This is a genomic window from Caldimonas manganoxidans ATCC BAA-369, from assembly GCF_000381125.1.
GTDB lineage: Bacteria > Pseudomonadota > Gammaproteobacteria > Burkholderiales > Burkholderiaceae_C > Caldimonas > Caldimonas manganoxidans.
The window spans coordinates 42960-67569 of record NZ_KB905937.1; the positions used below are offsets into that span (position 1 = coordinate 42960).

The 24610-nt window shown below is 66.9% G+C and carries 22 protein-coding genes and 2 pseudogenes; 16 read left to right on the forward strand and 8 right to left on the reverse strand.

Annotated elements, in window-relative coordinates; translation table 11 throughout:
- Positions 1-165: 165 nt before the first annotated feature.
- The 7 genes from F615_RS0106985 to F615_RS0107015 all read left to right on the forward strand — a co-directional run bounded on the left by F615_RS0106985 (position 166) and on the right by F615_RS0107015 (position 6068).
- Positions 166-510, forward strand: coding sequence for an ArsR/SmtB family transcription factor (locus F615_RS0106985; protein WP_019560460.1), 345 nt, complete (start codon positions 166-168; stop codon positions 508-510).
- Positions 510-1913 (forward strand): sulfite dehydrogenase, encoded by a 1404-nt coding sequence (gene soxC, locus F615_RS0106990; RefSeq protein ID WP_019560461.1) that lies wholly within the window; start codon positions 510-512, stop codon positions 1911-1913. Before F615_RS0106985 ends, soxC begins: the two co-directional genes overlap by 1 nt.
- On the forward strand, positions 1897-2976 hold the full coding sequence (locus F615_RS0106995) for a c-type cytochrome (RefSeq protein ID WP_019560462.1): 1080 nt from the start codon (positions 1897-1899) through the stop codon (positions 2974-2976). Before soxC ends, F615_RS0106995 begins: the two co-directional genes overlap by 17 nt.
- 32 nt (positions 2977-3008) lie before the next feature.
- Positions 3009-3473: a thiosulfate oxidation carrier protein SoxY gene (gene soxY, locus F615_RS0107000; protein ID WP_026330105.1), complete on the forward strand. Its 465-nt coding sequence runs from the start codon at positions 3009-3011 to the stop codon at positions 3471-3473.
- Positions 3474-3513: 40 nt separating this feature from the next.
- Positions 3514-3825: a thiosulfate oxidation carrier complex protein SoxZ gene (gene soxZ, locus F615_RS0107005; RefSeq protein WP_019560464.1), complete on the forward strand. Its 312-nt coding sequence runs from the start codon at positions 3514-3516 to the stop codon at positions 3823-3825.
- Positions 3826-3847: 22 nt separating this feature from the next.
- On the forward strand, positions 3848-5587 hold the full coding sequence (gene soxB / locus F615_RS0107010) for a thiosulfohydrolase SoxB (RefSeq protein ID WP_019560465.1): 1740 nt from the start codon (positions 3848-3850) through the stop codon (positions 5585-5587).
- A gap of 121 nt (positions 5588-5708) precedes the next feature.
- The gene (locus tag F615_RS0107015) at positions 5709-6068 is read left to right on the forward strand and encodes an ArsR/SmtB family transcription factor (protein ID WP_019560466.1); all 360 of its coding nucleotides are present in this window, start codon (positions 5709-5711) and stop codon (positions 6066-6068) included.
- 24 nt (positions 6069-6092) lie between these two features.
- Here F615_RS0107015 and F615_RS0107020 read toward each other — a convergent pair whose 3' ends face one another.
- The 3 genes from F615_RS0107020 to F615_RS0107030 are packed head-to-tail and all read right to left on the reverse strand — an operon-like array spanning position 6093 to position 10077.
- Positions 6093-8555: a putative bifunctional diguanylate cyclase/phosphodiesterase gene (locus tag F615_RS0107020; protein WP_019560467.1), complete on the reverse strand. Its 2463-nt coding sequence runs from the start codon at positions 8553-8555 to the stop codon at positions 6093-6095.
- A complete protein-coding gene (locus tag F615_RS0107025; RefSeq protein ID WP_019560468.1) occupies positions 8552-9154 on the reverse strand; it encodes a methylamine utilization protein in 603 nt (200 codons plus the stop codon). The genes F615_RS0107020 and F615_RS0107025 overlap by 4 nt, the downstream gene beginning before the upstream one ends.
- A gap of 14 nt (positions 9155-9168) precedes the next feature.
- Positions 9169-10077: a DUF4394 domain-containing protein gene (locus tag F615_RS0107030; protein ID WP_083932417.1), complete on the reverse strand. Its 909-nt coding sequence runs from the start codon at positions 10075-10077 to the stop codon at positions 9169-9171.
- Positions 10078-10336: 259 nt separating this feature from the next.
- Between F615_RS0107030 and F615_RS0107035 the strand changes: the two genes are divergently transcribed.
- From F615_RS0107035 to F615_RS20270, 4 genes and pseudogenes are all read left to right on the forward strand, one after another.
- Positions 10337-12109, forward strand: coding sequence for an N-acetylglutaminylglutamine amidotransferase (locus F615_RS0107035; RefSeq protein ID WP_019560470.1), 1773 nt, complete (start codon positions 10337-10339; stop codon positions 12107-12109).
- Positions 12110-12129: 20 nt separating this feature from the next.
- Positions 12130-13890: an N-acetylglutaminylglutamine synthetase gene (gene ngg / locus F615_RS0107040; protein ID WP_019560471.1), complete on the forward strand. Its 1761-nt coding sequence runs from the start codon at positions 12130-12132 to the stop codon at positions 13888-13890.
- Between the two features lie 181 nt (positions 13891-14071).
- Positions 14072-14233 (forward strand): annotated as a pseudogene (locus F615_RS20725) (osmoprotectant NAGGN system M42 family peptidase); the annotation flags it as partial.
- Between the two features lie 55 nt (positions 14234-14288).
- Positions 14289-14849: a zinc-binding metallopeptidase family protein gene (locus tag F615_RS20270; protein ID WP_245558341.1), complete on the forward strand. Its 561-nt coding sequence runs from the start codon at positions 14289-14291 to the stop codon at positions 14847-14849.
- A 9-nt stretch (positions 14850-14858) separates the two neighbouring features.
- Here the strand turns inward: F615_RS20270 and mnmA are convergent, their stop codons facing one another.
- The 5 genes and pseudogenes from mnmA to F615_RS0107070 form a co-directional block, all read right to left on the reverse strand.
- The gene (gene mnmA / locus F615_RS0107050) at positions 14859-15968 is read right to left on the reverse strand and encodes a tRNA 2-thiouridine(34) synthase MnmA (RefSeq protein WP_019560473.1); all 1110 of its coding nucleotides are present in this window, start codon (positions 15966-15968) and stop codon (positions 14859-14861) included.
- The gene (locus F615_RS0107055; RefSeq protein ID WP_019560474.1) at positions 15965-16477 is read right to left on the reverse strand and encodes an NUDIX hydrolase; all 513 of its coding nucleotides are present in this window, start codon (positions 16475-16477) and stop codon (positions 15965-15967) included. Before F615_RS0107055 ends, mnmA begins: the two co-directional genes overlap by 4 nt.
- Before the next feature lie 65 nt (positions 16478-16542).
- Complete coding sequence (locus tag F615_RS0107060) at positions 16543-17559, reverse strand: XdhC family protein (protein ID WP_019560475.1); 1017 nt, start codon at positions 17557-17559, stop codon at positions 16543-16545.
- 9 nt (positions 17560-17568) lie between these two features.
- Positions 17569-19817 (reverse strand): annotated as a pseudogene (locus F615_RS19180) (xanthine dehydrogenase family protein molybdopterin-binding subunit).
- A 13-nt stretch (positions 19818-19830) separates the two neighbouring features.
- Positions 19831-20304: a (2Fe-2S)-binding protein gene (locus F615_RS0107070; protein ID WP_019560476.1), complete on the reverse strand. Its 474-nt coding sequence runs from the start codon at positions 20302-20304 to the stop codon at positions 19831-19833.
- Positions 20305-20519: 215 nt separating this feature from the next.
- Between F615_RS0107070 and F615_RS0107075 the strand changes: the two genes are divergently transcribed.
- The 5 genes from F615_RS0107075 (at position 20520) to F615_RS0107095 (ending at position 24547) form a co-directional block, all read left to right on the forward strand.
- The gene (locus F615_RS0107075) at positions 20520-21095 is read left to right on the forward strand and encodes a flavin reductase family protein (RefSeq protein WP_019560478.1); all 576 of its coding nucleotides are present in this window, start codon (positions 20520-20522) and stop codon (positions 21093-21095) included.
- A gap of 156 nt (positions 21096-21251) precedes the next feature.
- Positions 21252-22394 carry a Re/Si-specific NAD(P)(+) transhydrogenase subunit alpha gene (locus F615_RS0107080; protein WP_019560479.1) on the forward strand — a complete coding sequence of 381 codons (1143 nt, stop codon included), beginning with the start codon at positions 21252-21254 and terminating at the stop codon, positions 22392-22394.
- An 11-nt stretch (positions 22395-22405) separates the two neighbouring features.
- A complete protein-coding gene (panD, locus tag F615_RS0107085; RefSeq protein ID WP_026330106.1) occupies positions 22406-22768 on the forward strand; it encodes an aspartate 1-decarboxylase in 363 nt (120 codons plus the stop codon).
- Positions 22769-22793: 25 nt separating this feature from the next.
- Positions 22794-23114 (forward strand): NAD(P) transhydrogenase subunit alpha part 2, encoded by a 321-nt coding sequence (locus tag F615_RS0107090; RefSeq protein WP_019560481.1) that lies wholly within the window; start codon positions 22794-22796, stop codon positions 23112-23114.
- Positions 23111-24547, forward strand: a complete 1437-nt coding sequence (locus tag F615_RS0107095; protein WP_019560482.1) for an NAD(P)(+) transhydrogenase (Re/Si-specific) subunit beta — start codon at positions 23111-23113, stop codon at positions 24545-24547. Before F615_RS0107090 ends, F615_RS0107095 begins: the two co-directional genes overlap by 4 nt.
- Positions 24548-24610: the final 63 nt, after the last annotated feature.

The following is a 24610-nucleotide window of genomic DNA, read 5'->3' on the forward strand; positions in this document are numbered from 1 at the left end:
CGCCCTCGCATCGGTCGCGCCCCCCCCCGACCTGCACCCCAGGCCCCAAGCCCCCAAGGCTTGGGGCCTTTTTGCATCCCCACCGGCCGGCATCGTCCGCGCTGCTGGTTTCCCCTAGGTTCACATGATCGTCCAGCACTTATATTTGTATGTGCTTATATCGTTATGTCTGAAACCCGCACGGATCTCGCCCAGCACGACGCCCAGCTCGTCTTCGAGCAGGCCGCGGAGTTGTTTGGCCTGTTGGCCGCCCCCATGCGGCTGCGCATCATCAGTGAGCTCTGCGAGGGGGAACGCAATGTGTTGCAGCTGCTGGAGCGCACGGGGGCCACGCAGGCGAACATGTCGCAGCATTTGGCGATGCTGTATCGCGCCGGTGTGCTGACACGCCGACGCGATGGCTCGCAGGTGTATTACCGCCTGGGCGACCGGCGGCTGGCCGGACTGTGCCGCACGCTGTGCACCGATGTGGCCGCCGGGCTGCATGCGTCGGTGCCGCGGGATCCGTGATGCGGGATTGCCCCAAGGAGCAGGCCGTGGATGATCGCCCCTTTTCCCCCGCAAGAATCAAGAAAGCGCCAGAGAATTTTCTCGACGCTCGAGGTCTGCGGATCGTGCGTGAGCAAGCCCGTCAGGGGCGGCGCGATTTCATCCGCACGGCCTTTGCCGCGGCTGCGGCCACGGCCGCAGCCGCGGGCGTTCGGGCTCAAGGACAGACCGGGCCCGAGCAAGCGGGCGATCCGGAAATTTTGAACCTGCCGGCGCACACCACGGGCTTGGGGCAGCCGGTGGTCACCGACGGCTACGGCAAGCCCTCGAAATATGAGGCCAATGTGCAGCGCCGCCAAAGCCCGGGCTTGACGCAAACCCGGCAGGCTTCGGTGTCGTTCACGCCGCTGCAGTCCTTGTTCGGCATCATCACCCCCAGCGGCTTGCACTTCGAGCGGCACCATCAGGGATGGTGGGACATCGACCCCAGCCGGCACCGCTTGATGATCAACGGCTCGGATGAGCGCATGCTGCGCCGTCCGATGGTGTTCACGATGGATGAGCTGATGCGCCTGCCCAGCGTATCGCGCTTCCACTTCATCGAATGCGGCGCCAACACCGGCATGGAATGGGGCAATGTGGCCGTGCCCACCGTGCAGTACACGCACGGCATGATCAGTTGCAGCGAGTTCACCGGCGTGCCGCTGCGTCTGCTGTTGGAGATGTGCGGCGCCGACTTCAAGCGCGGCCGCTTCGTGCTGGCCGAAGGGGCCGACGGCTCCTCGATGACGCGCACCATCCCGATGAGCCTGGTCGAAAGCGGCGAGGTGCTGGTGGCTTACGGACAAAACGGCGAAATGCTGCGCCCGGAAAACGGCTACCCCTTGCGCTTGGTGGTGCCAGGGGTGCAAGGGGTCAGTTGGGTGAAGTATTTGCGCCGCATCGAACTGGGCGACAAGCCTTATGCCACCAAGGACGAGGTGCTGCACTATGTCGATCTGATGCCCGATGGCTTGCACCGGCAGTACACCAGCATCCAAGAGGTCAAGAGCGTGGTGACCACGCCTTCGGGCGGCCAAGTGCTGCTGGACAAGGGCTTTCACACGATCTCCGGTTTGGCCTGGTCGGGGCGCGGCAAGATCACGCGTGTGGATGTCTCGGTCGATGGGGGCCGATCTTGGCGCCAGGCGCGTCTGCAAGCCCCGGTGCTGAGCAAGTGCCTGACGCGCTTCACCCTGGACTGGGTGTGGAATGGTCAACCCGCCTTGGTGCAAAGCCGCGCCACGGACGAGACCGGCCATGTGCAACCCACGTATTCGCAGTTGCGCGCCGTGCGGGGCACGCGCTCGATCTATCACAACAACGCCATCCAAACCTGGCTGGTGGGCGAAGACGGCGAGGTGAAAAATGTTCAACTCTCTTGAACACCGCCGTCTGTGCGGCCGCCGGCTGCTGACGGCGCTGAGCTTGGCATGCGCAGCGTCGGTCGCGCTGGCCACCAGTGCCGAGCGGTTTCCTGGCATCGGACGCACGGCCACGCCGGCGGAAATCCGCGCATGGGACATCGATGTGCGCCCCGACTTCGCCGGACTGCCCCCGGGCGCCGGCTCGGTCGCACGCGGACAGCAGGTGTGGGAAGCGCAATGCGCTTCATGCCACGGGGTGTTTGGCGAATCGAACGAGGTGTTCTCGCCTTTGGTGGGCGGCACGACCCGGCAAGACATGCTCACCGGGCGGGTGGCGCGCCTGACCGACCCCAGCTTTCCCGGCCGCACGACGATGATGAAGCTGTCGCAGGTCTCCACCCTGTGGGACTACATCCGGCGTGCCATGCCTTGGACCCAGCCGAAGTCGCTCAGCGTGGACGATGTGTATGCGGTCACCGCTTACCTGCTGAATCTGTCCGGGGTGGTGGAGGAGGACTTCGTGCTGAGCCAGCACAACATCGCCCAGGTGCAGCAGCGTCTGCCCAACCGCCATGGCATGACCACCGCGCATGCGATGTGGCCGGGCCCGGAATTCTCCGGCACCGCAAAGCCCGATGTGCAGGGCTCCAGCTGCATGCGCAACTGCCCGGTGGAGCCCAAAGTCACGTCCTATCTCCCCGAACATGCGCGCGATGCGCACGGCAATCTGGCCGAACAAAATCGTTTGGTCGGCCCGCAGCGCGGTGCGGTGACCACGCGCACGGCCGCCGCGGCGCCGGCGGCCGCCGCCGCCGACAGGGGCGCCGTGCCGACGGAGCTCTTACAGCAGCACGCCTGCACGGCCTGCCACGGCATGGACCGCACACAGGTCGGTCCCTCGTTCCAAGAGATTGCGCAGCGCTATGCCCACCGACGCGATGCGGCCGACTATCTGCGCAGCAAGATCATCGCCGGCGGCGTGGGTGTTTGGGGGCAGATCCCCATGCCAGCGCAGTCGCTGCCAGAATCGGATGCACAGGCCATTGCCGAATGGCTGGCCCGTGGCGCGACTCGTCCTTGATCCTCTTGCGCCACGTTTTTGAGGAGTTCGACATGCTCAACCGCCGACTCATGCTGCAACGCAGTGCCACTGTGGCTTCGCTGATGGCCGCCGCCGGTGTGTGGCCGACGTGGGCTGCCGCCCAGTCCGGGTATCCCAAGGCCGCCTTCGAGGCGCGCTCGATGGCCGATCTGACCAAAACCTTGGGGCTGTCGACGCCGACCGAAAGCAAGGCCGTCACCGTCACGGGGCCGGACATCGCCGAAAACGGCGGTGCCGTGCCCTTGGGCGCGGCCGTGGCGCTGCCCGGGGTCAAACGCCTCATGTTGTTGATCGAAAAGAACCCCAACTTGCTGGCCGCCATGTTCGATTTGACCGAATCGATGGAGCCGTCTTTGTCCACCGGCGTCAAGATGGGCCAATCGTCCGACGTTTACGCCGTGGCGGTGATGAACGACGGTCGTGTGCTGTTCGCACGCAAGGAAATCAAAGTGACCTTGGGCGGCTGTGGCGGCTGAGCCGCCCCCCACGGCAACTAGAACCCTCTGGAGCAAGACCATGGCAGAACCGATGCGCATCCGCGCCCAATTGGCCGGCGACAAAGCCACCGTGCGCGTGCTGATGTCCCATGAAATGGAAACCGGTCAACGCAAAGACGCCAGCGGCAAGATCGTGCCGGCTTGGCACATCCAGGAAGTGGTTGCCAAGCACAATGACAAGGTGGTGATGACGGCCCATTGGGGCCCGGCCATTTCCAAGAATCCGTACTTGCAGTTCGTCGTCAAGGACGCCAAAGCTGGCGACCGCATCACCTTGACCTGGGTAGACAACCGCGGCGACACGCGCACCGACTCGGTGGCCGTGACCTGAGCCGCCCCACCAGCGCAGACCCATGTCGCTGTCCAAGCGCGAGTTTCTCGGTGTGCTGGCCGCGGCAGCCGCCGCAGGCCTGCCGCTGGCGCGTCATGCGCAGGCCGACACCGCCTCGGCCCAAGCCGGGCTGTACGATGTGCCGCCTTTCGGCAACGTGAGCTTCCTGCACCTGACGGACTGCCACGCGCAGCTATTGCCCTTGTATTTTCGTGAGCCCAGCGTCAACCTGGGCGTGGGGCCGATGGCCGCGCGCCCCCCGCACCTGGTGGGCGAGCATTTGCTGCGGTATGCGGGCCTGCGCCCGGGCAGCGCGGCCGCGCATGCGTTCACGTTTTTGGACTTCGACACGGCGGCGCGCCGCTATGGCAAGGTGGGCGGGTTTGCGCATCTGGCCACGCTGGTGCGACAGCTCAAAGCCAGCCGCCCTGGCGCCTTGTTGCTCGATGGGGGCGACACCTGGCAAGGCTCGGCCTTGGCGTTGTGGACGCGCGGACAGGACATGGTGCAAGCCTGCTTGCAGCTGGGCGTGGACGTGATGACCGGTCATTGGGAATTCACGTATGGCCAAGCCCGGGTGCAAGAGCTGGTGGACAAGACGCTGGCCGGGCGCATCGAGTTCCTGGCGCACAACGTGAAGACGGCCGACTTCGGCGACCCGGTGTTCAAGGGCTGGACCTTGCGTGAGATCAACGGCGTGCCCTGCGCCATCATCGGTCAGGCGTTCCCTTACACGCCGATCGCCAACCCGCGCTACTTCGTGCCGGAGTGGACCTTCGGCATCCAGGAAGAAGCTTTGCAACAGCTGGTGGACCAGGTCCGTGCGGCCGGTGCGCAGGTGGTGGTGCTGCTGTCGCACAACGGCATGGACGTGGACTTGAAGCTGGCCTCGCGGGTGCGCGGCATCGACGCCATCTTGGGCGGGCACACGCACGATGGCCTGCCGGTACCGGTGCTGGTGGACAACGCTGGCGGCAAAACGATCGTGACCAACGCCGGCAGTCACGGCAAGTTCCTCGGTGTGCTGGATTTGCAGGTGCGCAGCGGCCGGGTGGCCGATTTCCGCTACCGTCTGCTGCCGGTGTTTGCCAACCAACTCCAGCCCGATGCGGCCATGGCCGCACTGATCGAAGACTTGCGCGCCCCCCACGAGGCTCGCCTGAACGAGCCCTTGGCCGTCACCGAAGGCTTGCTGTATCGACGGGGCAATTTCAACGGCACATGGGACCAGCTCATCTGCGATGCCTTGATGGAAGTGTGTGACGCCCCCATCGCTTTTTCGCCTGGGTTTCGATGGGGATCGACCCTGCTGCCCGGCCAGACCATCACCCGTGAACGCATGATGGACCAAGTGGCCACCACGTATTCCTATGTCACGGTCACCGAGATGAGCGGCCAGACGATCAAGACCGTGCTGGAAGACGTGTGCGACAACTTGTTCAACCCCGACCCGTACTATCAGCAAGGCGGCGACATGGTCCGCGTGGGCGGGCTGAGCTATGCCTGTGAGCCCAGTGCGCCGATGGGCCGGCGCATCCAGGATCTGCGCCTGGACGGTCAGCCCTTGCAGGCGGACAAAATCTACCGAGTGGCCGGCTGGGCCCCGGTGTCGGAGGCGGCCGCCGCAGCCGGGGGGCCCATGGTGTGGGAGGTGCTGGAGACTTGGTTCAAGACCCATCGGCAAGTGCGCTTGCGCCGCCCCAACCAGCCTCGACTCATTGGCATGCAAGGCAACCCGGGATGGGCCGCCTTGGGCACTTGAAACCTCTGTCGGCCTGGAGCAGCCGACGATGGCGCTGCGGCTCAATATCGTTTGATCTGCATAAACCACTACTTGCAAGCGCGGCGTTATCATTGATTGCGTGTGTTGACCGGGTGTTGCCGTGACTGCCATTGCCGAAGCCGACGAAGTGTTCGATTCCGCCGCCGAGCTGTTTGCACTGCTGTCCACGCCGGTGCGGCTGCGCTTGATCAGCGCGCTGTGTCACCAGGAGAAGAACGTCTCGGAACTGCTGCGCGAAATCGACACGACGCAACCCAATTTGTCTCAGCATTTGGCGGTGCTGTACCGTGCCGGCATTCTGGGGCGTCGGCGCGAGGGCACGCAGGTGTTCTATCGCGTGGTGAGCGAACGCGCCGCGGCCTTGTGCCGCGCGGTGTGCAACCAAGTGGCCTTGGAAATGGATGCTCAGGCCGCGCTGCCCGAACACGAGCGCTTGATGCCGGCGCTGCGGCGCCGCTGATGGATCGCGCCGCGCGGCCGTGGCTCACACCACGGTGGGTGGCGCATCGAGCAACACGCGGGCGTCGTGCCCGCGCCACTGGCTCGCCCAAGTCGCGAATTGCGCGACGCTCAAGGGCCTCGCAATGAGATAGCCCTGCGCGTAGTCGCAACCCAGACCCCGCAGCACGCGCCAGTGCGAGGGCGTCTCCACGCCTTCGGCCACGACCGACAAGCCCAGGTTGTGCGCCAAATCGACGGTGGAGCGGACGATTTTGGCGTCGTCGCTGTCGCGATCCATCTGCATCACGAAGGATTTGTCGATCTTCAGCTCATCCACCGGCAAGCGTTTGAGGTAGGCCAGCGAGGAATAGCCGGTGCCGAAGTCATCGATGGCCAGACGCACACCCATCTCGTGCAAATGCTGCAAGGTCAGCTGGGCACGCGCCGGGTCGTCCATGATGGCGCTTTCCGTGATTTCCAGGCACAGTGCTTCGGCCGGCACGCCGTGGCGCTGCAAGGCGCTGGCAAATTTTTGCGGCAGATCCAGGTCCATGAGGTCGCGCGTGGACAGGTTGACCGACAACGGCACGGCCAGGCCCTGGGCCTGCAGCACGCTCCAAGTGCGCAGGCATTCGTCGAGTATCCACGCCGTCAGGGATCGGATGAAGCCGGTTTGCTCGGCAAAGGGGATGAACTCCATCGGCGGCACCCAGCCTCGCTGTGGATGCTGCCAGCGCACCAGCGCTTCGGCCCCTTCGATGGCCGCCGTGCGCAGCGACACCTTCGGTTGCAGCGCCAGACGCAGCTCGCCTTGGTCGATGGCGCGGCGCAGCGCGCCCAGCAGCGACAGCGTGCGGGCACTGCCGCTGTCCAATGCGGGGTCGTAGCTCAGGGCGCCCGCGCCGCGACGCTTGGCAGCGTACATGGCCACTTCCGCGCGGTTGAGCAAAGTGTCGGCGTCTTGCCCGTGATCCGGACTGGTGGCCACGCCGATGCTGGCGCGCAAGTCGATGGTTTGGTCTTGCAGCACCAACGGCGCCTCCAAAGCCGCGGCCACGCGCTCGGCCACCCGCAGGGCCCCCAGGGTGTCGGCCCCCGGCAGCAGCACCGCAAACTCGTCGCCCCCCAAGCGCGCCACGAGATCGCCTTGACGCATGCACACCTGGGCCAGGCGCCGTGCCACTTGCTTGAGCATGTCGTCTCCGATGTCATAGCCCAATACATCGTTGACATGCTTGAAGCGGTCCATGTCGAGCATCAGCACCGAGACATGGGTAGAGGCACCGTCGCGACGATCGCCCGGCCGCAGCACCACCGGACGCTGCGCCTCGGCCAAGGCCGCCGAAGCCGAGACCCGAAACTGCGCTCGGTTGGGCAAGCCGGTGAGTCCATCCCAATAGGCCAGACGGGTGATCTCGCGCTGCTGGGCATCCACGCTCTGGCGCATGTGCTCCAAGGCTTGAGCCAGGTCGCCGATTTCGTCGGCCGCCTCGATGGCGATCGGGGACCCATAGTCTCCGCGACCGAGCCGCTCGGCGGCTTGCGCCAACGCGCGCACCGGGGTGGTGATGCGCCGCGCCGTCAACACGCTGCCGGCGGCGAAGACGACCACCCCCAAGCCGGTGATCATCGCCAGCACGAGCTGAAGCTGGCGGTAAGGCGCCACCGCCTCGTCCACCGAACGCATCAACACCGCGCGCAGGCGATGGTCGGCGTGCGCATCGAGGACCAAGCTGCGGGCGCTGAAGTCTTCGCCGGCGATCAGCAGGCGCTCGCGCCACGCCCGTGATCCCCCCGTCCAGTCCAGCCCACCCAAGGCGTCGGCCTGGTCCGAGCGCAGCGTCGAGGCCGCGATGCGCCACCGGGCCCCGTCGTCGCCGCGCACCAGCAAGCTGGCATGCAAGGCGGTGATCTCGCGCAGCTCCTGCACGAGCGTTTGCGCCATGTCGAAGCCCATCACGACCCAGCCGATCAGCAAGGGCGCCCGCACCGGCACCATCACCAACTGATAGACCTGCCCGTCGAAGGCCGCGATCTCACCGACCGGCCCTGCCGCGGCAGCGCCGCTTTGCTCGGCCAGCCGACGCACCACCGGCATCAAGGCCTCGGCTCGAGGATGGGCGGTCGCGCGCAGCGCAAAGTCGGCATCCAACAGCAAGGCGATCGATGCCCCGATGCGCTGGCCATGATTGAGCAGCACCGAAGCGATGGTGGCCGCATCCTTGGTGGCCACGGCCGAGCGAAAACCATAGTCCGAGGCCAGCAGCATCGCCCCGTCGCCGAGTTGGTGAGCCCGTTGCTCGAGCAAGCGGTGAAAAACGCGCTCGCCCAACTGCAGCTCTCGTCCGATCTGCGCGCGGGCATTGCGGGCCACGCTCTCGCGCGTGGCCACGAAGCTGAGGGCCTGCACGGCCAGCAGCAACGCAAGGAACAACGCCACGATGCGCCGACCCAATCGGCGCGACAACCATCGCGCCGCCTCACGCCACGCGCGCGGCAGGTTCATGGCGCAAGCTCCAACTGCACACGCAGCTGCGTCCCGCGCTCATCGATGCGCACTGGCTGACGATAGGGCGCGCGCCCAGACGGCCATCGCGGATGCCACACCTGGAGTTGGTACGCTCCAGGAGGCACCGGCCCCACGCGGGCCTGCCCTCGGTGGGTCACGGCAAACCACGGGGTGTCGACCACGTGCACCCAGGCCACCATCTGATCGTGAATGTTGCAGCCCAAGACCGCCGTGCCGGGTTGGTCGAACACCACCGGATGCGCCGGAGTGCCCACGTAGAGCTTGATCTCGAATGTCTTGATCGGTGAAAACGAGTACACGTGGTGGCGCACGGTGTCATGGTTCGGAAATTGCACCGGCGTGCCGGTTTGCACCACGGTCACGCGCGGCACGAACTGCCGATCGCGCTGCACGATCACCGCCTCGGCGCCCGCGGGCCGAGGTGGCGCCGGCCCTTGCGGCAGCAGCGCCACGGCCGCCTCGTCGAGGTCCTGGCCCTGTGGATCGACCACATGGATCCGCAGCTCGCCGCTGACGGCGGCGCTGCTGGCACTGCCCAGCATGACCACGGCCAGTACGGCGCGCAAGGCTCGCATGGTGCCACCACCCTTTACGGCTCGATGGCCAGCGCACGCACCGGCTCACCCGTGCCGATCACGCCCACGATGCGGGCCTCGCCACGGTCCAAATCGATACGCACGAGCTTGGCCGCGGGCTGGCCGGACCATCTCATCGCCGCCCAGGCCGTGTTGTCGAGATCCGCGATGTCGAATGACACGTCGCGCAAAGGCGTGGGCAAGCCCAACGAGCCCACGGTGAACAGCCAGCCCGTGTTGGGCGACACCACCGGCTGCGCGCCCTCCAACGAGCCCTGGCGCACCAGCAGGCCCAGGCCGGCATCGATCGCATAGTTGGTGGTGAGCTTGTCGTCGCGCTTGTTGTAGGTATAGGCAGCGGCCTCGATGCGCGGCGGGCGGCCAGCGTTGGGGTCGCCCTCGGCATAGCGCAGCACACCGTCGGGCTGGATCCCTTCGACCGCGGCATCGGCATCCACCAGCGCGCCGGTGTCTGGATGCATCCGCAGGTTCTGACCACGATCGGTGACGATGCGGATGCGGTCGGCCACTGGATTGAAATCGAAGCCGACGGCTCGTCCGTCCAGGCGTGGGCGCCCGTCGGCCGTGCCCACAGGCTGCAACCGGCCTTGGGTGGGGTCCAGCGTGTACAAGCGTCCCTGGTCGCTCAAGGCATAGAGCTGGCCACGGGCCACCCGGTAGTCCATGCCCACGATCGACTCTCCCTCGGCCACACCGTGCAGCCGCACCCGCTGCAGCACCTGTTGCGGGCGGTCCGCATCGATCTGCAAGAGCTCATGGGCTTCGGTCAACACCCAAATCCGCAGCGCAACGGCCGCCGGACGGCTGGGCGGTGCCTCTGCGACCGCCGGGGCCACGATCCCGCCACCCAACGCCACCCCCAGAATGCATGCCAGCACTCGACACCCACCACGACGACTCATCGACATCCTCTGGCCCCATGCACTGTAGCCCCCTGCTGTCTGGCTTATCGGCCGGCACGCCTCCGACTTGACCCCTGGCACCCCCCCGGGCGGCGCCCGCATCGCCCCGCGCCCTGCGGGAGAGCCGCAAATCGAGATGGCGCAAGTGCCACGCAAGATGTCGCACCTCGCCGTGCAGTTATCCTCCCTTGATTTGATCTGAGGCCGGTCTTGGGGCACAGTCGGTTGGCTCTTCCACTTCCATGGAGGCAGCACACCGATGTGTGGTTTTGCAGGCGAGGTGCACTTCAGCCCCTCCACCGCCGACCCCGGCACGGTCGCCCGCATGGGCGAGGTTCTTCGGCCCCGAGGCCCCGACGGCGCCGGCCTCTTTCAACAAGGCCCGGTGGCTTTGGCCCATCGCCGACTGCGCGTCATCGACCTGTCGGAGCACGCTCAACAGCCCATGACCGATGCCGCGCTGGGACTCAGTTTGGTCTTCAACGGCTGCATCTACAACTACCGCGCTCTGCGCCGCGAGCTGGAGGCGCTCGACTACCGCTTCTTCTCCGATGGAGACACGGAAGTGGTGCTCAAGAGCTTCCATGCGTGGGGATGGGAGTGCGTCAAGCGCTTTCACGGGATGTTCGCTTTTGCGGTGTGGGAGCGTGACCGCGGCCGACTCACGCTGGCGCGCGACCGCTTCGGCATCAAGCCGCTGTACTTCGCCTCCACGCCGAAGCGGCTTCGCTTTGCCTCGACCTTGCCCGCCTTGCTGGCCGCTGGTGACATCGACACCGCGATCGACCCCATCGCACTGCACCATTACCTGAGTTGGCATGCCGTGGTGCCAGCCCCGCACACCATCGTGCAGGGCATCAAGAAACTGCCGGCGGCCACGGTGGCCACCTTCGAGCGCGACGGCACCGGCCGCGAGCATCGCTACTGGTCGCTGTCCGTGCGCGAGGACCCAGCGTTGGCCTCACTGAAGGACGTGGAGCGCGAAGCCATGGTCGAAGAAGCGCTGCGCACCGCGGTGCGCCGGCGCATGGTGGCCGACGTGCCTGTAGGCGTGCTGCTGTCCGGCGGCGTCGATTCCAGCCTCATCGTGGCGCTGCTGGCGCAGATGGGGCAACGCGAGCTGCAGACCTTCTCGATCGGGTTTGCCGACGCCGGTGGTGAGGCAGGCGACGAGTTCCGCTACTCCGACCTCGTGGCTCGGCGATTCGAGACGAATCACTACCAAATCCGCATCCCCACGCCGGACCTGCTGCAGGTGCTACCCGACACCATCGCCGCGATGAGCGAACCCATGGTCAGTTACGACAACGTGGCCTTCTACCTGCTCTCGCGCGAGGTCTCGCGACATCTGAAAGTGGTGCAAAGCGGCCAAGGCGCCGACGAGGTGTTCGCCGGTTACCACTGGTATCCCAAGCTGGCGCACAGCACTCAAGCTGTCGCCGACTATGCGGCTGTCTTTTTCGACCGTGACCACGAAGCTCTGTTGGCCACCGTGCAGCCCAGATGGCATACCGATGACGTCAGCCGCGCCTTCGTCGAGCGGCATTTCGCCACGGCTGATGCGGCCACCGCCTTGGACAAAGCCTTGCATGTGGACAGCACCGTGATGTTGGCGGACGACCCGCTCAAGCGCGTGGACAACATGACCATGGCCTGGAGCCTGGAGGCCCGCGTGCCTTTCCTGGACCACGAACTGGTGGAACTGGCTGGGCGCCTGCCCGCCCAGGACAAGCTCAAGGATGGCGGCAAGGGCGTGCTCAAAGCCATCGCACGGCGCCTGCTGCCGCGCGAAGTGGTGGACCGACCCAAGGGCTACTTCCCGGTGCCGGCGCTCAAATACCTGGATGGCCCGGTGCTGGACCTGGTCCGCGATGCCTTGAACAGCCGCAGCGCCCGCGAGCGCGGCCTCTTTCGTCCGCAGGCGCTGGCCCCTTGGTTGGCCCAGCCGGGCGAACACCTCACGCCACTGCGCGGCTCCAAGCTGTGGCAGGTGGCCTTGCTAGAGCTGTGGCTGCAAGCGCGCGGCCTATGAAACTCTCAGGAGATCTTGCCATGATCGCTGCCCTCGATCCGCTGGACCCGGCTCGGATGGCCAGCCTCAAGCATTGGGGCGATCCTCCGCCGCATGTGGACCTCGGCGCCATGAAACCCCACGCCTGGGTGGACTGCGGCTGGGGCCGCTTGCTACTGGGCCAGACGTTCGACAGCCCCCAAGCCTTGGCCGATGAGCTGCGCTGCGAAGCGCCCGGTCAGCGAGATGTGGCGCTGTATATCCGCGACCCGCATGTGGCCGTCGCGGTGGCGCCGCAGCACCTCTTTCTCGACCCCTCGCACACCTACCGACTCGACCTCAAACGCCACCGCTTGGAGCCGCCGATCGAGGCAGGCTATGCGCTGCGCGCCGCCCGTGCCGAGGACGAGGCGGCTCTGAATCGCATCTACCGTGCCTGCCGCATGGTGCCGCTGCGGCCGGGCTACCTGGCCGACGGCGCTGCGCGCGATCCGGCAGTCATCGTGCTGGTGGTGCACGACCAGGCCAGCGACCAGGTGGTCGGCAGCGTCACCGGTGTGGACCACGTGCGCGCTTGCGGGTGCCCGGAGCAGGGCGCGAGCCTGTGGTCGCTGACCGTGGACCCACAGGCCATTCGCCCGGGCGTGGGCGAGGCGCTGGTGCGCGCCTTGGCCCACCACTACCGATGCCAGGGCCGGCGCTACATGGATCTGTCAGTGATGCACGACAACCACCACGCCATCGCGCTGTACGAGAAGCTGGGCTTCGAGCGTGTGCCGGTGTATTGCATCAAGCACAAAAACCCGATCAACGAGAAGCTCTTCACCGGACCCGACGACTGCGCCAAGGTCAACATCTACGCGCGCATCCTCATCGACGAAGCGCGGCGCCGCGGCATCGGCGTGGAACTGCAAGACGCCGAGCATGGATTCTTTCGCCTCACGCATGGAGGCCGCACGGTGAACTGCCGCGAATCGCTGTCAGACCTCACCTCGGCCGTGGCCATGAGCCGCTGCGACGACAAGCGCGTCACACACAAAGTGCTCAGCGCTGCCGGGCTGCGCCTGCCTGCACAAACCACGGTGCGCGACGAGGCCCAGGTGGCCGACTTCGTCAGGCGGCATGGCCGTGTGGTCGTCAAACCCGCCCGCGGCGAGCAAGGCCGTGGGGTGAGCGTGTACTTGCGCACGCTGCAGGAGGTGCAGCGTGCAATCGACAGCGCACGCGCTCACTGCGATGAGGTGATCCTGGAGGAGCTGGTGCAAGGCCTGGACTTGCGCATCGTGGTGATCGACGACCACGTGGTGGCCGCTGCCACACGACGCCCCGCCGAAATCACCGGCGATGGACAGACGACGGTGCGGGATCTCATCGTCAAGCAAAGCCGTCGGCGCGAAGCCGCCACTGCCGGAGAAAGCCGCATTCCGCTGGATGCCGAGACAGAACGCTGCGTGCGCGCCGCTGGCTACACCCTGGAGACGGTGTTGCCGCTCGGTCTGGTGCTGCCCGTGCGCAAGACCGCCAATCTGCACACCGGCGGCACCCTTCAGGACGTGACCGAACGACTCCACCCGACCTTGCGCGAGGTGGCCCAACGCGCTGCGCGCGCCTTGGACATCCCGGTGGTGGGACTGGACCTCATCGTGCCGCGACTCGACGGCCCGCAGTACGCCATCATCGAAGCCAATGAACGCCCGGGCCTGGCCAACCACGAACCCCAGCCCACGGCCGAACGCTTCATCGACCTGCTGTTTCCGCAAACCCGTGCCACGCCGTTGCCGCAGACGAAGGACAGCTCTTGACGCACAGAACGATCGCACACATCGATCGCACACATCGATCGCGACCATCTGCAGCACACACTGGAGCGCTTGCTGCGGACCCCCAGCCCGACGAGCATGACCGATGACATCGTGGTCAAAGTGTGCCGGGAACTCGAACACTTGGACATTCCCTATGGCCTGACACGCCGACATCGAAGGCGTGCAACACAGCCCCGATCGGGCCATCGTCGCGCACCTCGATACCCAGGGGGCGATGGTCAAGCAACTCAAGCCCAATGGCCGACTCGAACTGGTGCCCATGGGGGATGGGTCCTCCCGCTTTGCCGAGGGTGCGCGCGTCACGCTCTACGGAGACGATGGCCTCATGTGTCGGGGCACCATCCTGCCGTGCAAGGCCTCGAGCCACACCTTCAACCATGAGATCGACGGGGCAGCCGCTGTCCTGGACGAACGTGGATGTGTTGCTCGGAGACGTGGCCGAGCTGATCTCCGTGGACAACGGCACCGTTGCCCAAGGCCAGAACACTTGCGAATACGGCGAGACCATTTGCATGCAAGACTCGGCCGGCCCGTTCGACTGGCACCTCACGCGCCACTTGCTGGCGCTGTGCGGCCAACACCGCATCGAGCACGGCCGCGATGTGTTCCGCGACTCCCGTAGCGATGCCGCCGCGGCACGGCAAGCCGGCAACGACCTCCGCACGGCGCGGGTGTGTTTCGGGCTCGATGCTTCACACGGCCACGAGCGTGTGCACATCGATTCGTCGATGGCCTTGGCCGAGTCGCTGCGGGCTCAGGTGCAAAGCCGGCCGCGGTTCAAGCGCGATGCGGCCCTGCTGGGCCCGCTGGCGGACTTCCCGACGCACAACGATCCGACGCAGGCCGAAGCCGCGGCAGCCCGAGCCGATCCCCGCGGCCGGGCACGGCCGACCCGGACGAATCCGCCAGGCCCCGCCCGATGGCTCGCTCGGGCCTAGACGCCCGCCTCAGCCGTCCACCGTGTCGATCACCCCACCGCCCAGGCAGACCTCGCCGTCATACAGCACGGCCGACTGCCCCGGGGTGACCGCCCACTGAGCCTGCGGAAAGTGCAACGCAAAGCCGCTGGCCGACACCTCGGCCAAGCAGCAGGCCGCATCGCTTTGGCGATAGCGTGTCTTGGCCGTGTACGTCCCCGGCGCAGGGGCGACGCCTGCGGTCCAGCTGAGGTCGCTGGCCGTCAAGCGATGCGACAGCAACCACGGGTGGTCGTGGCCTTGCACCACGTACAGCGTGTTGGTGGCCATGTCCTTGCGCGCGACGAACCACGGCGCATGATCACCGCCGCCGCGTGCGGCGCCCTGGTCCTTGACGCCACCGATGCCCAACCCCTTGCGCTGCCCCAAGGTGTAGAAGCTCAGCCCCACGTGTTCGCCCAGCACGCGGCCGCGGTCGTCGCGAATGGGCCCTGGCGTGTTGGCCAGATAGCGGTTGAGGAACTCGCGAAACGGCCGCTCGCCAATGAAGCAAATGCCGGTGGAGTCTTTCTTCTTCGCATTGGGCAAGCCGATGTCGGCTGCGATGCGGCGCACCTCGGTCTTGCGCAGCTCGCCCACCGGAAACAGGGTCTTGCTCAGTTGCGCCTGGTTCAGCCGATGCAAAAAGTAGCTTTGGTCCTTGGCCGGATCCAGCCCTTTGAGCAGCTCGAAGCGCCCGTCGCGCTCGCGCACACGGGCATAGTGGCCGGTGGCGATTTTGTCGGCACCCAGCCGCATCGCATGGTCGAGGAAGGCCTTGAATTTGATCTCGGCGTTGCACAGCACATCGGGGTTGGGCGTGCGCCCGGCCTGATACTCACGCAGGAATTCGGCAAACACCCGGTCCTTGTACTGCGCCGCGAAGTTCACATGCTCGATCTCGATGCCGATCACATCGGCCACCGAGGCCGCATCGACGAAATCGACGTTGGAGGAGCAATATTCGCTGTCGTCGTCATCTTCCCAGTTCTTCATGAAGATGCCGACCACTTCATGCCCCTGCTGCTTGAGCAGCCAGGCGCTGACGGCCGAATCGACGCCGCCGGACAACCCCACCACCACGCGCTGCTTGCGTGTCATGGCCGCGCCCCCTTGATCTCAGGCTCGTAGACGGTGGGGTCCACCGTGAGCAGATCCAGCGGATAGCGCCTGCCGGCCAGATGATCTTCCATGCAGCGCAGCACCAACGGGCTGCGGTGCCGATCGCGACTGGCGCGGATTTCATCGGGCGTCAGCCACAGCGTGCGCACGATGCCCTCGTCGAGCACCCAGCCCGGCTGTGGCTCGCTGACCGTGCCGCAAAAGGCAAAACGCACATACGTCACGTCCTCGCCCGTGGCCGGTCGATGGAAACGCGACAAATACACGCCCAGCAGCGCCTCGGGCGCGAACACACAGCCGGTTTCCTCCAGCGCCTCGCGCACCACGCCTTGCACCGGAGATTCACCCGGGTCGAGATGCCCGGCCGGGTTGTTCAGCTTCAAGCCCTCGGCCGTGTGCTCTTCCACCAGCAGGAATTCGATGCGGCCGTCTCGCTCGCGCGCCACGATGGCCGCCACCGTGACACTGGGTTTCCAACGATCGTTCATGGCGCCCGATTATCGCGGCCCGTCGGCCCGCGTGCCGCAGCCCCCGGCCGCGCGGCGCCCGGTGCTCAAGACATGGCCTGCTCGTGCCGCGCCTTGCCTTCGGCCACCGACAGGCGGGCCCAGGGCGCCACGCCGTTCTTCACCGCCACCAGCTCGGCCAGAATCGAGACGGCGATCTCCGCGGGCGTCTTGCTGCCGATGTACAGCCCGATCGGGCTGCGCAGTCGGCGCAGCTCGTCCTCGTCGAGACCGAAATGCTCTCGCAGCCGCTGGCGCCGCAACGCCGCGTGGCGGCGCGAACCGATGGCCCCCACATAAGCGGCCGACGAGCGCAAGGCATCGATCAAGGCCAGGTCGTCCAGCTTGGGATCATGGGTCAGCGCCACCACGGCGGTGCGCGCATCGGGCTGCAAGCGCAAGACCAAGTCGTCGGGCATCTCGCGGCTGAGCACCACGCCGGGCAGATCCCAGCTGGCGTGCGGCTCTTGGCGCGGGTCGCAGACGATCACCTCGAAGCCCAGGCCCAGCGCCATCTCGCTCAGAAAGCGCGACAAATCCCCCGCGCCAATGACGATCAGACGCCAGCGCGGGCCCCAGTGAGTGACGAACTGGGTGTCGCTCAGCCAAGGCATCCCGTCGCGCCCACTGCTGCGCAGTTGCACTTGGCCGCTGCGCAGATCCAGCACCCGCTCGACGCTGCGCCGCTCTTGGCAAGCCTGCAACAGCGCCTCCAACTGGCTGTGCGGCGCCACCGGCTCCAACACCAGTTCCACCGTGCCCCCGCAAGGCAGGCCGAAGCGGTGCGCCTGGTCGGCCGAGATGCCATAGCGCACGGTGGTGGGGCGCCCTTCCAGGCACACGGCCTGGATGCCTTCTTCCCGCACCCGGGCGATGAGGTCGTCTTCGATGCAGCCCCCCGAGACCGAGCCCACCGCATGCCCCTGCGCATCGATGGCCATCAGCGAGCCCGGCGGACGCGGCGAGGACCCCCAGGTGCGCGCCACACTGACCAGCAGCACGGGCCGCCCCTGGGCATGCCATTGCTGCGCGGTGCGCAGCACCCGGGTATCGAGGTCTTCCATGGCTTCAGCTTAGCCCAGATCGAAAGGCATGCGCCGCATCGGTTTGCCCGTCAGACGCGCCAGCGCATTGGCAAAGGCCGGCGCCAGCGGCGGCAGCCCCGGTTCGCCCATGCCGGTGGGCGGCTCCATGCTCGGCACGGTGTGCACCTCGATCTCGGGCATCTCGGTGATGCGTGCCACACGATAGTCGCCGAAATTGCTTTGCTCGACCTGGCCGTCTTTCAGCGTGATGGCCGCCCCCGGCAAGCACAGCCCCAAGCCCATCAACGCAGCGCCTTGCACTTGCGCTTCCACCGTGCGCGGATTGATGACGAGGTTGCAGTGCACCCCGGCGGTCACTTTGTGCAGCACGGGCTGGCCGTCCTTCACCGAGGCTTCCACCACATAGGCCACCACCGAGTCGAACGACTCGTGCACCGCCACGCCCCAGGCGCGGCCGGCCGGCAGCGCCCGGCGACCGTAGCCGCTGCGATCCACCGCCAACTGCAAGGCCGCACGGTGCCGGGGATGCCGATCGCCGAACATGGCCATGCGATAGGCCACCGGGTCTTGGCCGGTCGTGCGGGCGATCTCATCGATCAGGGTCTCCATCACGAAGGCCGTGTGGGTGGAGCCCACGCTGCGCCACCACAACACCGGCACGTTGACCTTCGGGTGATGCACCGTCAAACGCATCGGCAAGGGATAGGGCTCACGCATGCCTTCGACGGCGGTCTGATCCACGCCGTTCTTGATCATGCCTTGCTCGAAGATGGTGCCCGCCGTGATCGACTGGCCCACGATCACATGGTCCCAGGCCAGCACGCGTCCTCGATCGTCGAAGCCGATGCGGGCGCGGTGCACATGCATGGGGCGGTAGTAGCCGCCGCGGATGTCGTCTTCGCGGCTCCAGACCGTGCGCACCGGCCCTTCCAAGCCGGCCTGCCGGGCGGCTCGGGCCACGGCGCAGGCTTCCACCACGTAGTCGCTGGAGGCCACCGCCCGGCGCCCAAAGCCCCCACCGGCTTGCTGCACCCGGACCTCCACCTGCTCGGGCTTCAAGCCCAGCACGCGGGCGGCCGCCGCGCCGTCCAGACCGGGCATTTGCGTGCCCACCCACAGCGTGGCCCCGGCGGACGTCAGGGCCACGGTGCAATTGAGTGGCTCCATCGGGGCATGGGCCAGGTAGGGGAAGACGAACTCGGCCTCCAGCACGTGCGGCGCGCTGGCCAAGGGCGTCATGTCGGCGTCGAAGTGGCGCGCGCCGGGCTGCGTGGCCAGCTCGCGGTACTGCGCCAACAGGCGCTGACTGTCCACCTTCTCCACTGCCTCGGTGTCCCAGGTCAGCTTCAAGGCCTCGCGCCCCTGCCCTGTTTGGCCGGCCAATAACCGTCGGCGATCACCGCCACCCCCTCGGCGCCGCGGTCCAGCGGCACGCGCAAGACGGCCTTCACCCCCTTGACCGCCCGCGCCGCCGCATCGTCCACCGTGCGCAGCTTGGCGCCGAAGACCGGCGGGCGGGCGATCAACGCCGTCCACTGCCCAGGCAGCCGCACATCGATGCCGAAGACCTGCTGCCCGCTGCTCTTGGCGCGCGCATCCAGTCGCGTGGTGGGCCGGCCGATGAGACGGAACTGCGCCGGATCCTTCAGTCGCACCTGCGGCGGCACGGGCTGAGCCATGGCCTCCTGGGCGAGCTCGCCATAGCTCAGGCGCCGGCCGTCGGCGGCGATCACGAAGCCGGCTTGCGTGCGCAGCCCCGCAGGGTCGAGCCGCCACCGGGCCGCAGCGGCGGCCACCAGCATCGCGCGGGCACGTGCGCCCAGCTCGCGGTATTGCATGAAGCTGTGCTTGATCGACGTGGAGCCCCCGGTCAAATGCATCCCCCACAACGGATCGGCATAGGCCGGATCATTGCTGCCCAGCTGGCTGCGCACCCGGGACCAATCGGCATCGAGCTCCTCGGCCAGAATCATCGGCAGCGCCGTGTGCACGCCCTGGCCGAACTCCAGACGATTGACCGTCACCGTCACCGTGCCATCGGAGTCGATCCGGACGAAGGCGCTGGGCTGCTGCGTGGGCTTCAGCGGGGCCGCTTCCGACGACGTCTGTGCCAGCAGCGGATAGGCGCCCAGCGCAAAGCCGCTGGCCACCGCCATCTTGAGAAAGCTGCGCCGCGGCCATGCGGCCGACCCCTCGGCCACGGGCGCAGCCTCGGCCTGGCGCGCCAGCAGGTGGCGCAAGGCGGGGGGCAGTTCGTGCAACGCGTCGTGCCACATGATCCAGCTCCTTTCAGGCCAAGGTGCGCGCGGCATCGGCCACCGCCGCCCGGATGCGCGCATAGGTGCCGCAGCGGCACACGTTGCCGGCCATGGCCGCGTCGATCTCCTCGGCACGGGGCTGCTGGCCCTTGGGCAAAGACTTCAGAAAGGCCACCGCCGTCATGATCTGGCCGCTTTGGCAGTAGCCACATTGCGCCACGTCATGACGCACCCAGGCCTCGTGCACCGCCCGGCCGACCGGGTCCTCGCCGGCGGTCACCGCCTCGATGGTGGTGATGCGCCGACCGGCCACGGCCGACACCGGCGTCACGCACGAGCGCACAGCCTGGCCGTCGACGTGCACCGTGCACGCCCCGCACAGGGCCGCGCCACAGCCGAACTTGGTGCCCGTCAGGCCCAGCGTGTCGCGCAGGGCCCACAGCACCGGGGTGGAAGGATCGACGTCGAGCCGGTGCTCGCGTCCATTGACGTTCAAGGGGATCATGCCGTTCTCCAGGTGGGGGCTGAAGCCGCCACGCGGTCACGCAAACCGCGCCGCGAGCATGGCCCGCAGTGTGCGCCTCCCCCGAGATCCCTCGGTAGCCTGATGCTGCTCGATTCTTGCCTGATCCTCCGACCAGGCAGCTGCGCAGGCCAACACCCCGGCCACAATCGCGGTCATTCCATCGCAGGCATCGTCACGCCCGAGGGCCTTCTCCCATGTCGCCATTCCAACCCGTTCGTCTCGAACACGCCAGCCGCCTGCTCAACCACGGCCCCACCGTGCTGGTCACCAGTGCCCACGGTGGGCGCCGCAACGTGATGACCGCGGCCTGGTCCATGCCGGTGGAGTTCACCCCGCCGCGCATTGCCATCGTGATCGACAAAAGCACCTACACGCGCGAGCTGATCCAAGCCAGCGGCCACTTCGGCCTGTGCATTCCTGGCGCTGGCCTTGCCGAACTCGTCGACGCCGTGGGCACCCTCAGCGGCCGCGAGGTGGACAAGTTCCAGCGCTTCGGCCTGCGCGCCCATCCCGGCCCGATGACGGGGGCGCCGCTGCTCGAAGACGGCTGCGTGGCCTGGCTGGAATGCCGCCGCCTGCCCGAGCCGCACGCCGAGCACACCTACGACACCTGGTTTGCCGAAGTGCTGTGCGCGGCGGCCAACCCGCGCATCTTCGTCGACGGCCGTTGGTCGATCCGGTCCGACAATGCCGATCTGCACACCCTGCATCACCTTGGCGCCGGGGTCTACGCCCGCGCCGACCACACGGTGTCGATCCGCCGGACCTGATCGTCCCGATGCCCGCCTTCCTTACGACAGGCTGAAATTTGTAACCGGGTTACGAGGACACCAGGTGTCAGCTTGTGTAAGCTGCACGGGTTTGTGTGCCGCGTCGGCGCAAGGGCGCGGCCTGGCGGTTTCAGAGAATCACACGAGGAGGGCTTCATGCTCATTGGCGTACCGCTCGAGACGGTGGCGGGCGAGACCCGCGTGGCCGTCACCCCCGAGACGGCCAAGAAACTCAAAGCGCAAGGACACACCGTGCGCATCCAATCCGGCGCCGGCATCCGAGCCGCCGCCCCCGACGAGGCGTACGCGGCCGCTGGCGCCGAGATCGTGGACGCGGCCACGGCCTTGGGCTGCGAGTTGGTGCTCAAGGTGCGTGCCCCCCAGCCCGAAGAACTGGCGTCGATGCGACCTGGCGCCACCTTGGTGGGCATGCTCAACCCCTACGATGCCGAAGGCTTGCAGCGGCTGGCCGCCGCCGGCCTGACCAGCTTTGCACTGGAGGCCGCGCCGCGCACCACGCGCGCGCAGAGCATGGACGTGCTGTCCAGCCAGGCCAACGTGGCCGGCTACAAGGCGGTGATGCTGGCGGCCAACCACTACCAGCGGCTGTTCCCGATGCTGATGACGGCCGCCGGGACGGTCAAAGCCGCGCGTGTGGTGGTGTTGGGCGTGGGCGTGGCCGGTCTGCAGGCCATTGCCACGGCCAAACGTCTGGGCGCGGTGATCGAAGCCTCCGACGTGCGGCCTTCGGTGAAGGAGCAGGTGGAATCCTTGGGGGCCAAGTTCATCGATGTGCCCTATGAAACCGCCGAGGAGCGCGAAGCCGCCGAAGGCGTGGGCGGCTACGCCCGCCCCATGCCGCAAAGCTGGCTGGACCGCCAAAAGGCCGAGGTGGCCAAGCGCGTGGCCCAAGCCGACGTGGTGATCACCACCGCGCTCATCCCCGGGCGCCCCGCGCCGGTGCTGGTGACCGAGGACATGGTCCGGTCGATGAAGCCCGGCTCGGTGATCGTGGACCTGGCCGCCGGCCGGGGCCCGCTGGGCCCGCACGGCCAACCCGGCGGCAACTGCCCGCTGACCCAACCCGACCAGGTGATCACGGCGCACGGCGTGACGATCATCGGCCACACCAATCTGCCGGCCTTGGTGGCCGCCGATGCCTCGGCGCTGTACGCACGCAACGTGCTGGACTTCCTCAAACTCATCGTCACCAAGGAAGGCACGCTCCACGTCAACCTCGAAGACGACATCGTGGCGGCCTGCCGCGTGACGCACAACGGCCAGGTGACCCGCTCATGACGACCTTTCCCATGCAGCGCGTGATGCTGCGCGCCAAATTGCACCGCGCCACCGTCACCGAAGCCGACCTGCATTACGAGGGCAGCTGCGGCATCGACGAAGCCTTGATGGAGGCGGCCGACATGCGCGAGTTCGAGCACATCGACCTCTACAACGTCAACAACGGCGAGCGCTTCTCGACCTACATCATCAAGGCCCCGCGCGGCAGCGGCACCATCTCGCTCAATGGCGCAGCCGCCCGCAAAGCCCAGGTCGGCGACTTGCTCATCATCTGCACCTACGCGCCGATGAGCGAAGACCAGGCCCGCGACCACAAACCCCGCGTGGTGCTGCTGGGCGAGGGCAACCGCATCCAAGAGATTCGCCAGTTCTGAGACTTCCCCTCAAGGAGACACCGGCATGGACACGCTCAGTCCGGTCATCATCAACCTGATCATCTTCGTGCTCGCCATCTACGTGGGCTACCACGTGGTGTGGAATGTCACGCCCGCTTTGCACACGCCGCTGATGGCGGTGACCAACGCGATTTCGGCCATCGTGATCGTGGGGGCCATGCTGGCCGCGGCGCTCACCGACACCGGCCTGGGCAAGGCCATGGGCGTGCTGGCCGTGGCGCTGGCCGCCGTCAACGTGTTCGGTGGCTTCCTGGTGACCCGCCGCATGCTCGAAATGTTCAAAAAGAAAGAGAAGAAGGCATCGAGCACCGGAGGCCAAGCATGAGCATGAACCTCGTCGTGTTGTTGTACCTGGTGGCCAGCGTCTGCTTCATCCAGGCGCTCAAGGGGCTGAGTCACCCCACCACCTCCATCCGCGGCAACGTCTTTGGCATGACGGGGATGGCCATTGCCATCCTCACCACGGCCGCACTCATCGTCGAGACCGCCGGCCGCATGGGCCAACACGGCGCCTCGGGCATGGTGTGGGTGCTGGCCGGCCTGCTGGTGGGCGGCGCCATCGGCACCGTGATGGCCCAGCGGGTGGAGATGACCAAGATGCCCGAGCTGGTGGCCTTCATGCACAGCATGGTGGGCTTGGCCGCCGTCTTCATCGCAGTGGCCACGGCCGTGGAGCCCTGGGCCTTTGGCATCACCGCCAAGGATGCCGCCATTCCCACGGGCAACCGGCTCGAACTGGGCCTGGGCGCGGTCATCGGCGCCATCACCTTCAGCGGCTCGGTCATCGCCTTTGGCAAGCTCAGTGGCAAGTACAAGTTCCGCCTGTTCCAAGGCGCGCCGGTGGTGTTTTCGGGTCAGCACCTGCTCAATCTGGTCTTGGGCCTGGCGATGCTGGCCTTGGTGGGGGTCTATACCGCCACACAGAATCCGGCCGCACTGTGGGTGTCGATCGCGCTGGCCTTCGCGCTGGGCGTGCTCATCATCATCCCGATCGGCGGGGCGGACATGCCGGTGGTGGTGTCCATGCTCAACAGCTACTCGGGCTGGGCCGCGGCGGGCATCGGCTTCTCGCTCAACAACCCCATGCTGATCATCGCCGGCTCGTTGGTGGGCAGCTCCGGTGCGATCCTGAGCTACATCATGTGCAAAGCGATGAACCGCTCGTTCATCAACGTGATCCTGGGCGGCTTCGGCGGCGATGCCTCGGCCGCTGCGGCCTCGGGCCAGCCGCAGCGCACGGTCAAGAGCGGCAGCCCCGAAGACGCGGCCTTCATCCTGAGCAATGCCGAAACCGTCATCATCGTGCCCGGCTACGGCCTGGCGGTGGCGCGCGCGCAGCATGCGGTCAAGGAGCTGGCCGACAAGCTCACCCACAAGGGCGTGACGGTGAAGTACGCCATCCACCCGGTGGCCGGACGCATGCCGGGGCACATGAACGTGCTGCTGGCCGAAGCCGAAGTCCCCTACGACCAAGTCTTCGAGATGGAAGACATCAATGGCGAGTTCGGCCAGGCCGACGTGGCCATCGTGCTGGGTGCCAACGACGTGGTCAACCCCGCGGCGCTGCAAAAAGGCAGCCCGATCTACGGCATGCCCATCCTGGAGGCCTACAAGGCCAAGACCGTGATCGTCAACAAGCGCAGCATGGCCGCAGGCTATGCCGGCCTGGACAACGAGCTCTTCTACATGGACAAAACCATGATGGTCTTTGGCGACGCCAAGAAGGTCGTGGAGGAGATGGTCAAAGCGATCGAGTGAAACCCCAGGGCTGCCATGGCTACTCACCGGCCGCTGCCCCACCGCGGGCCGCCCGCCGGATGA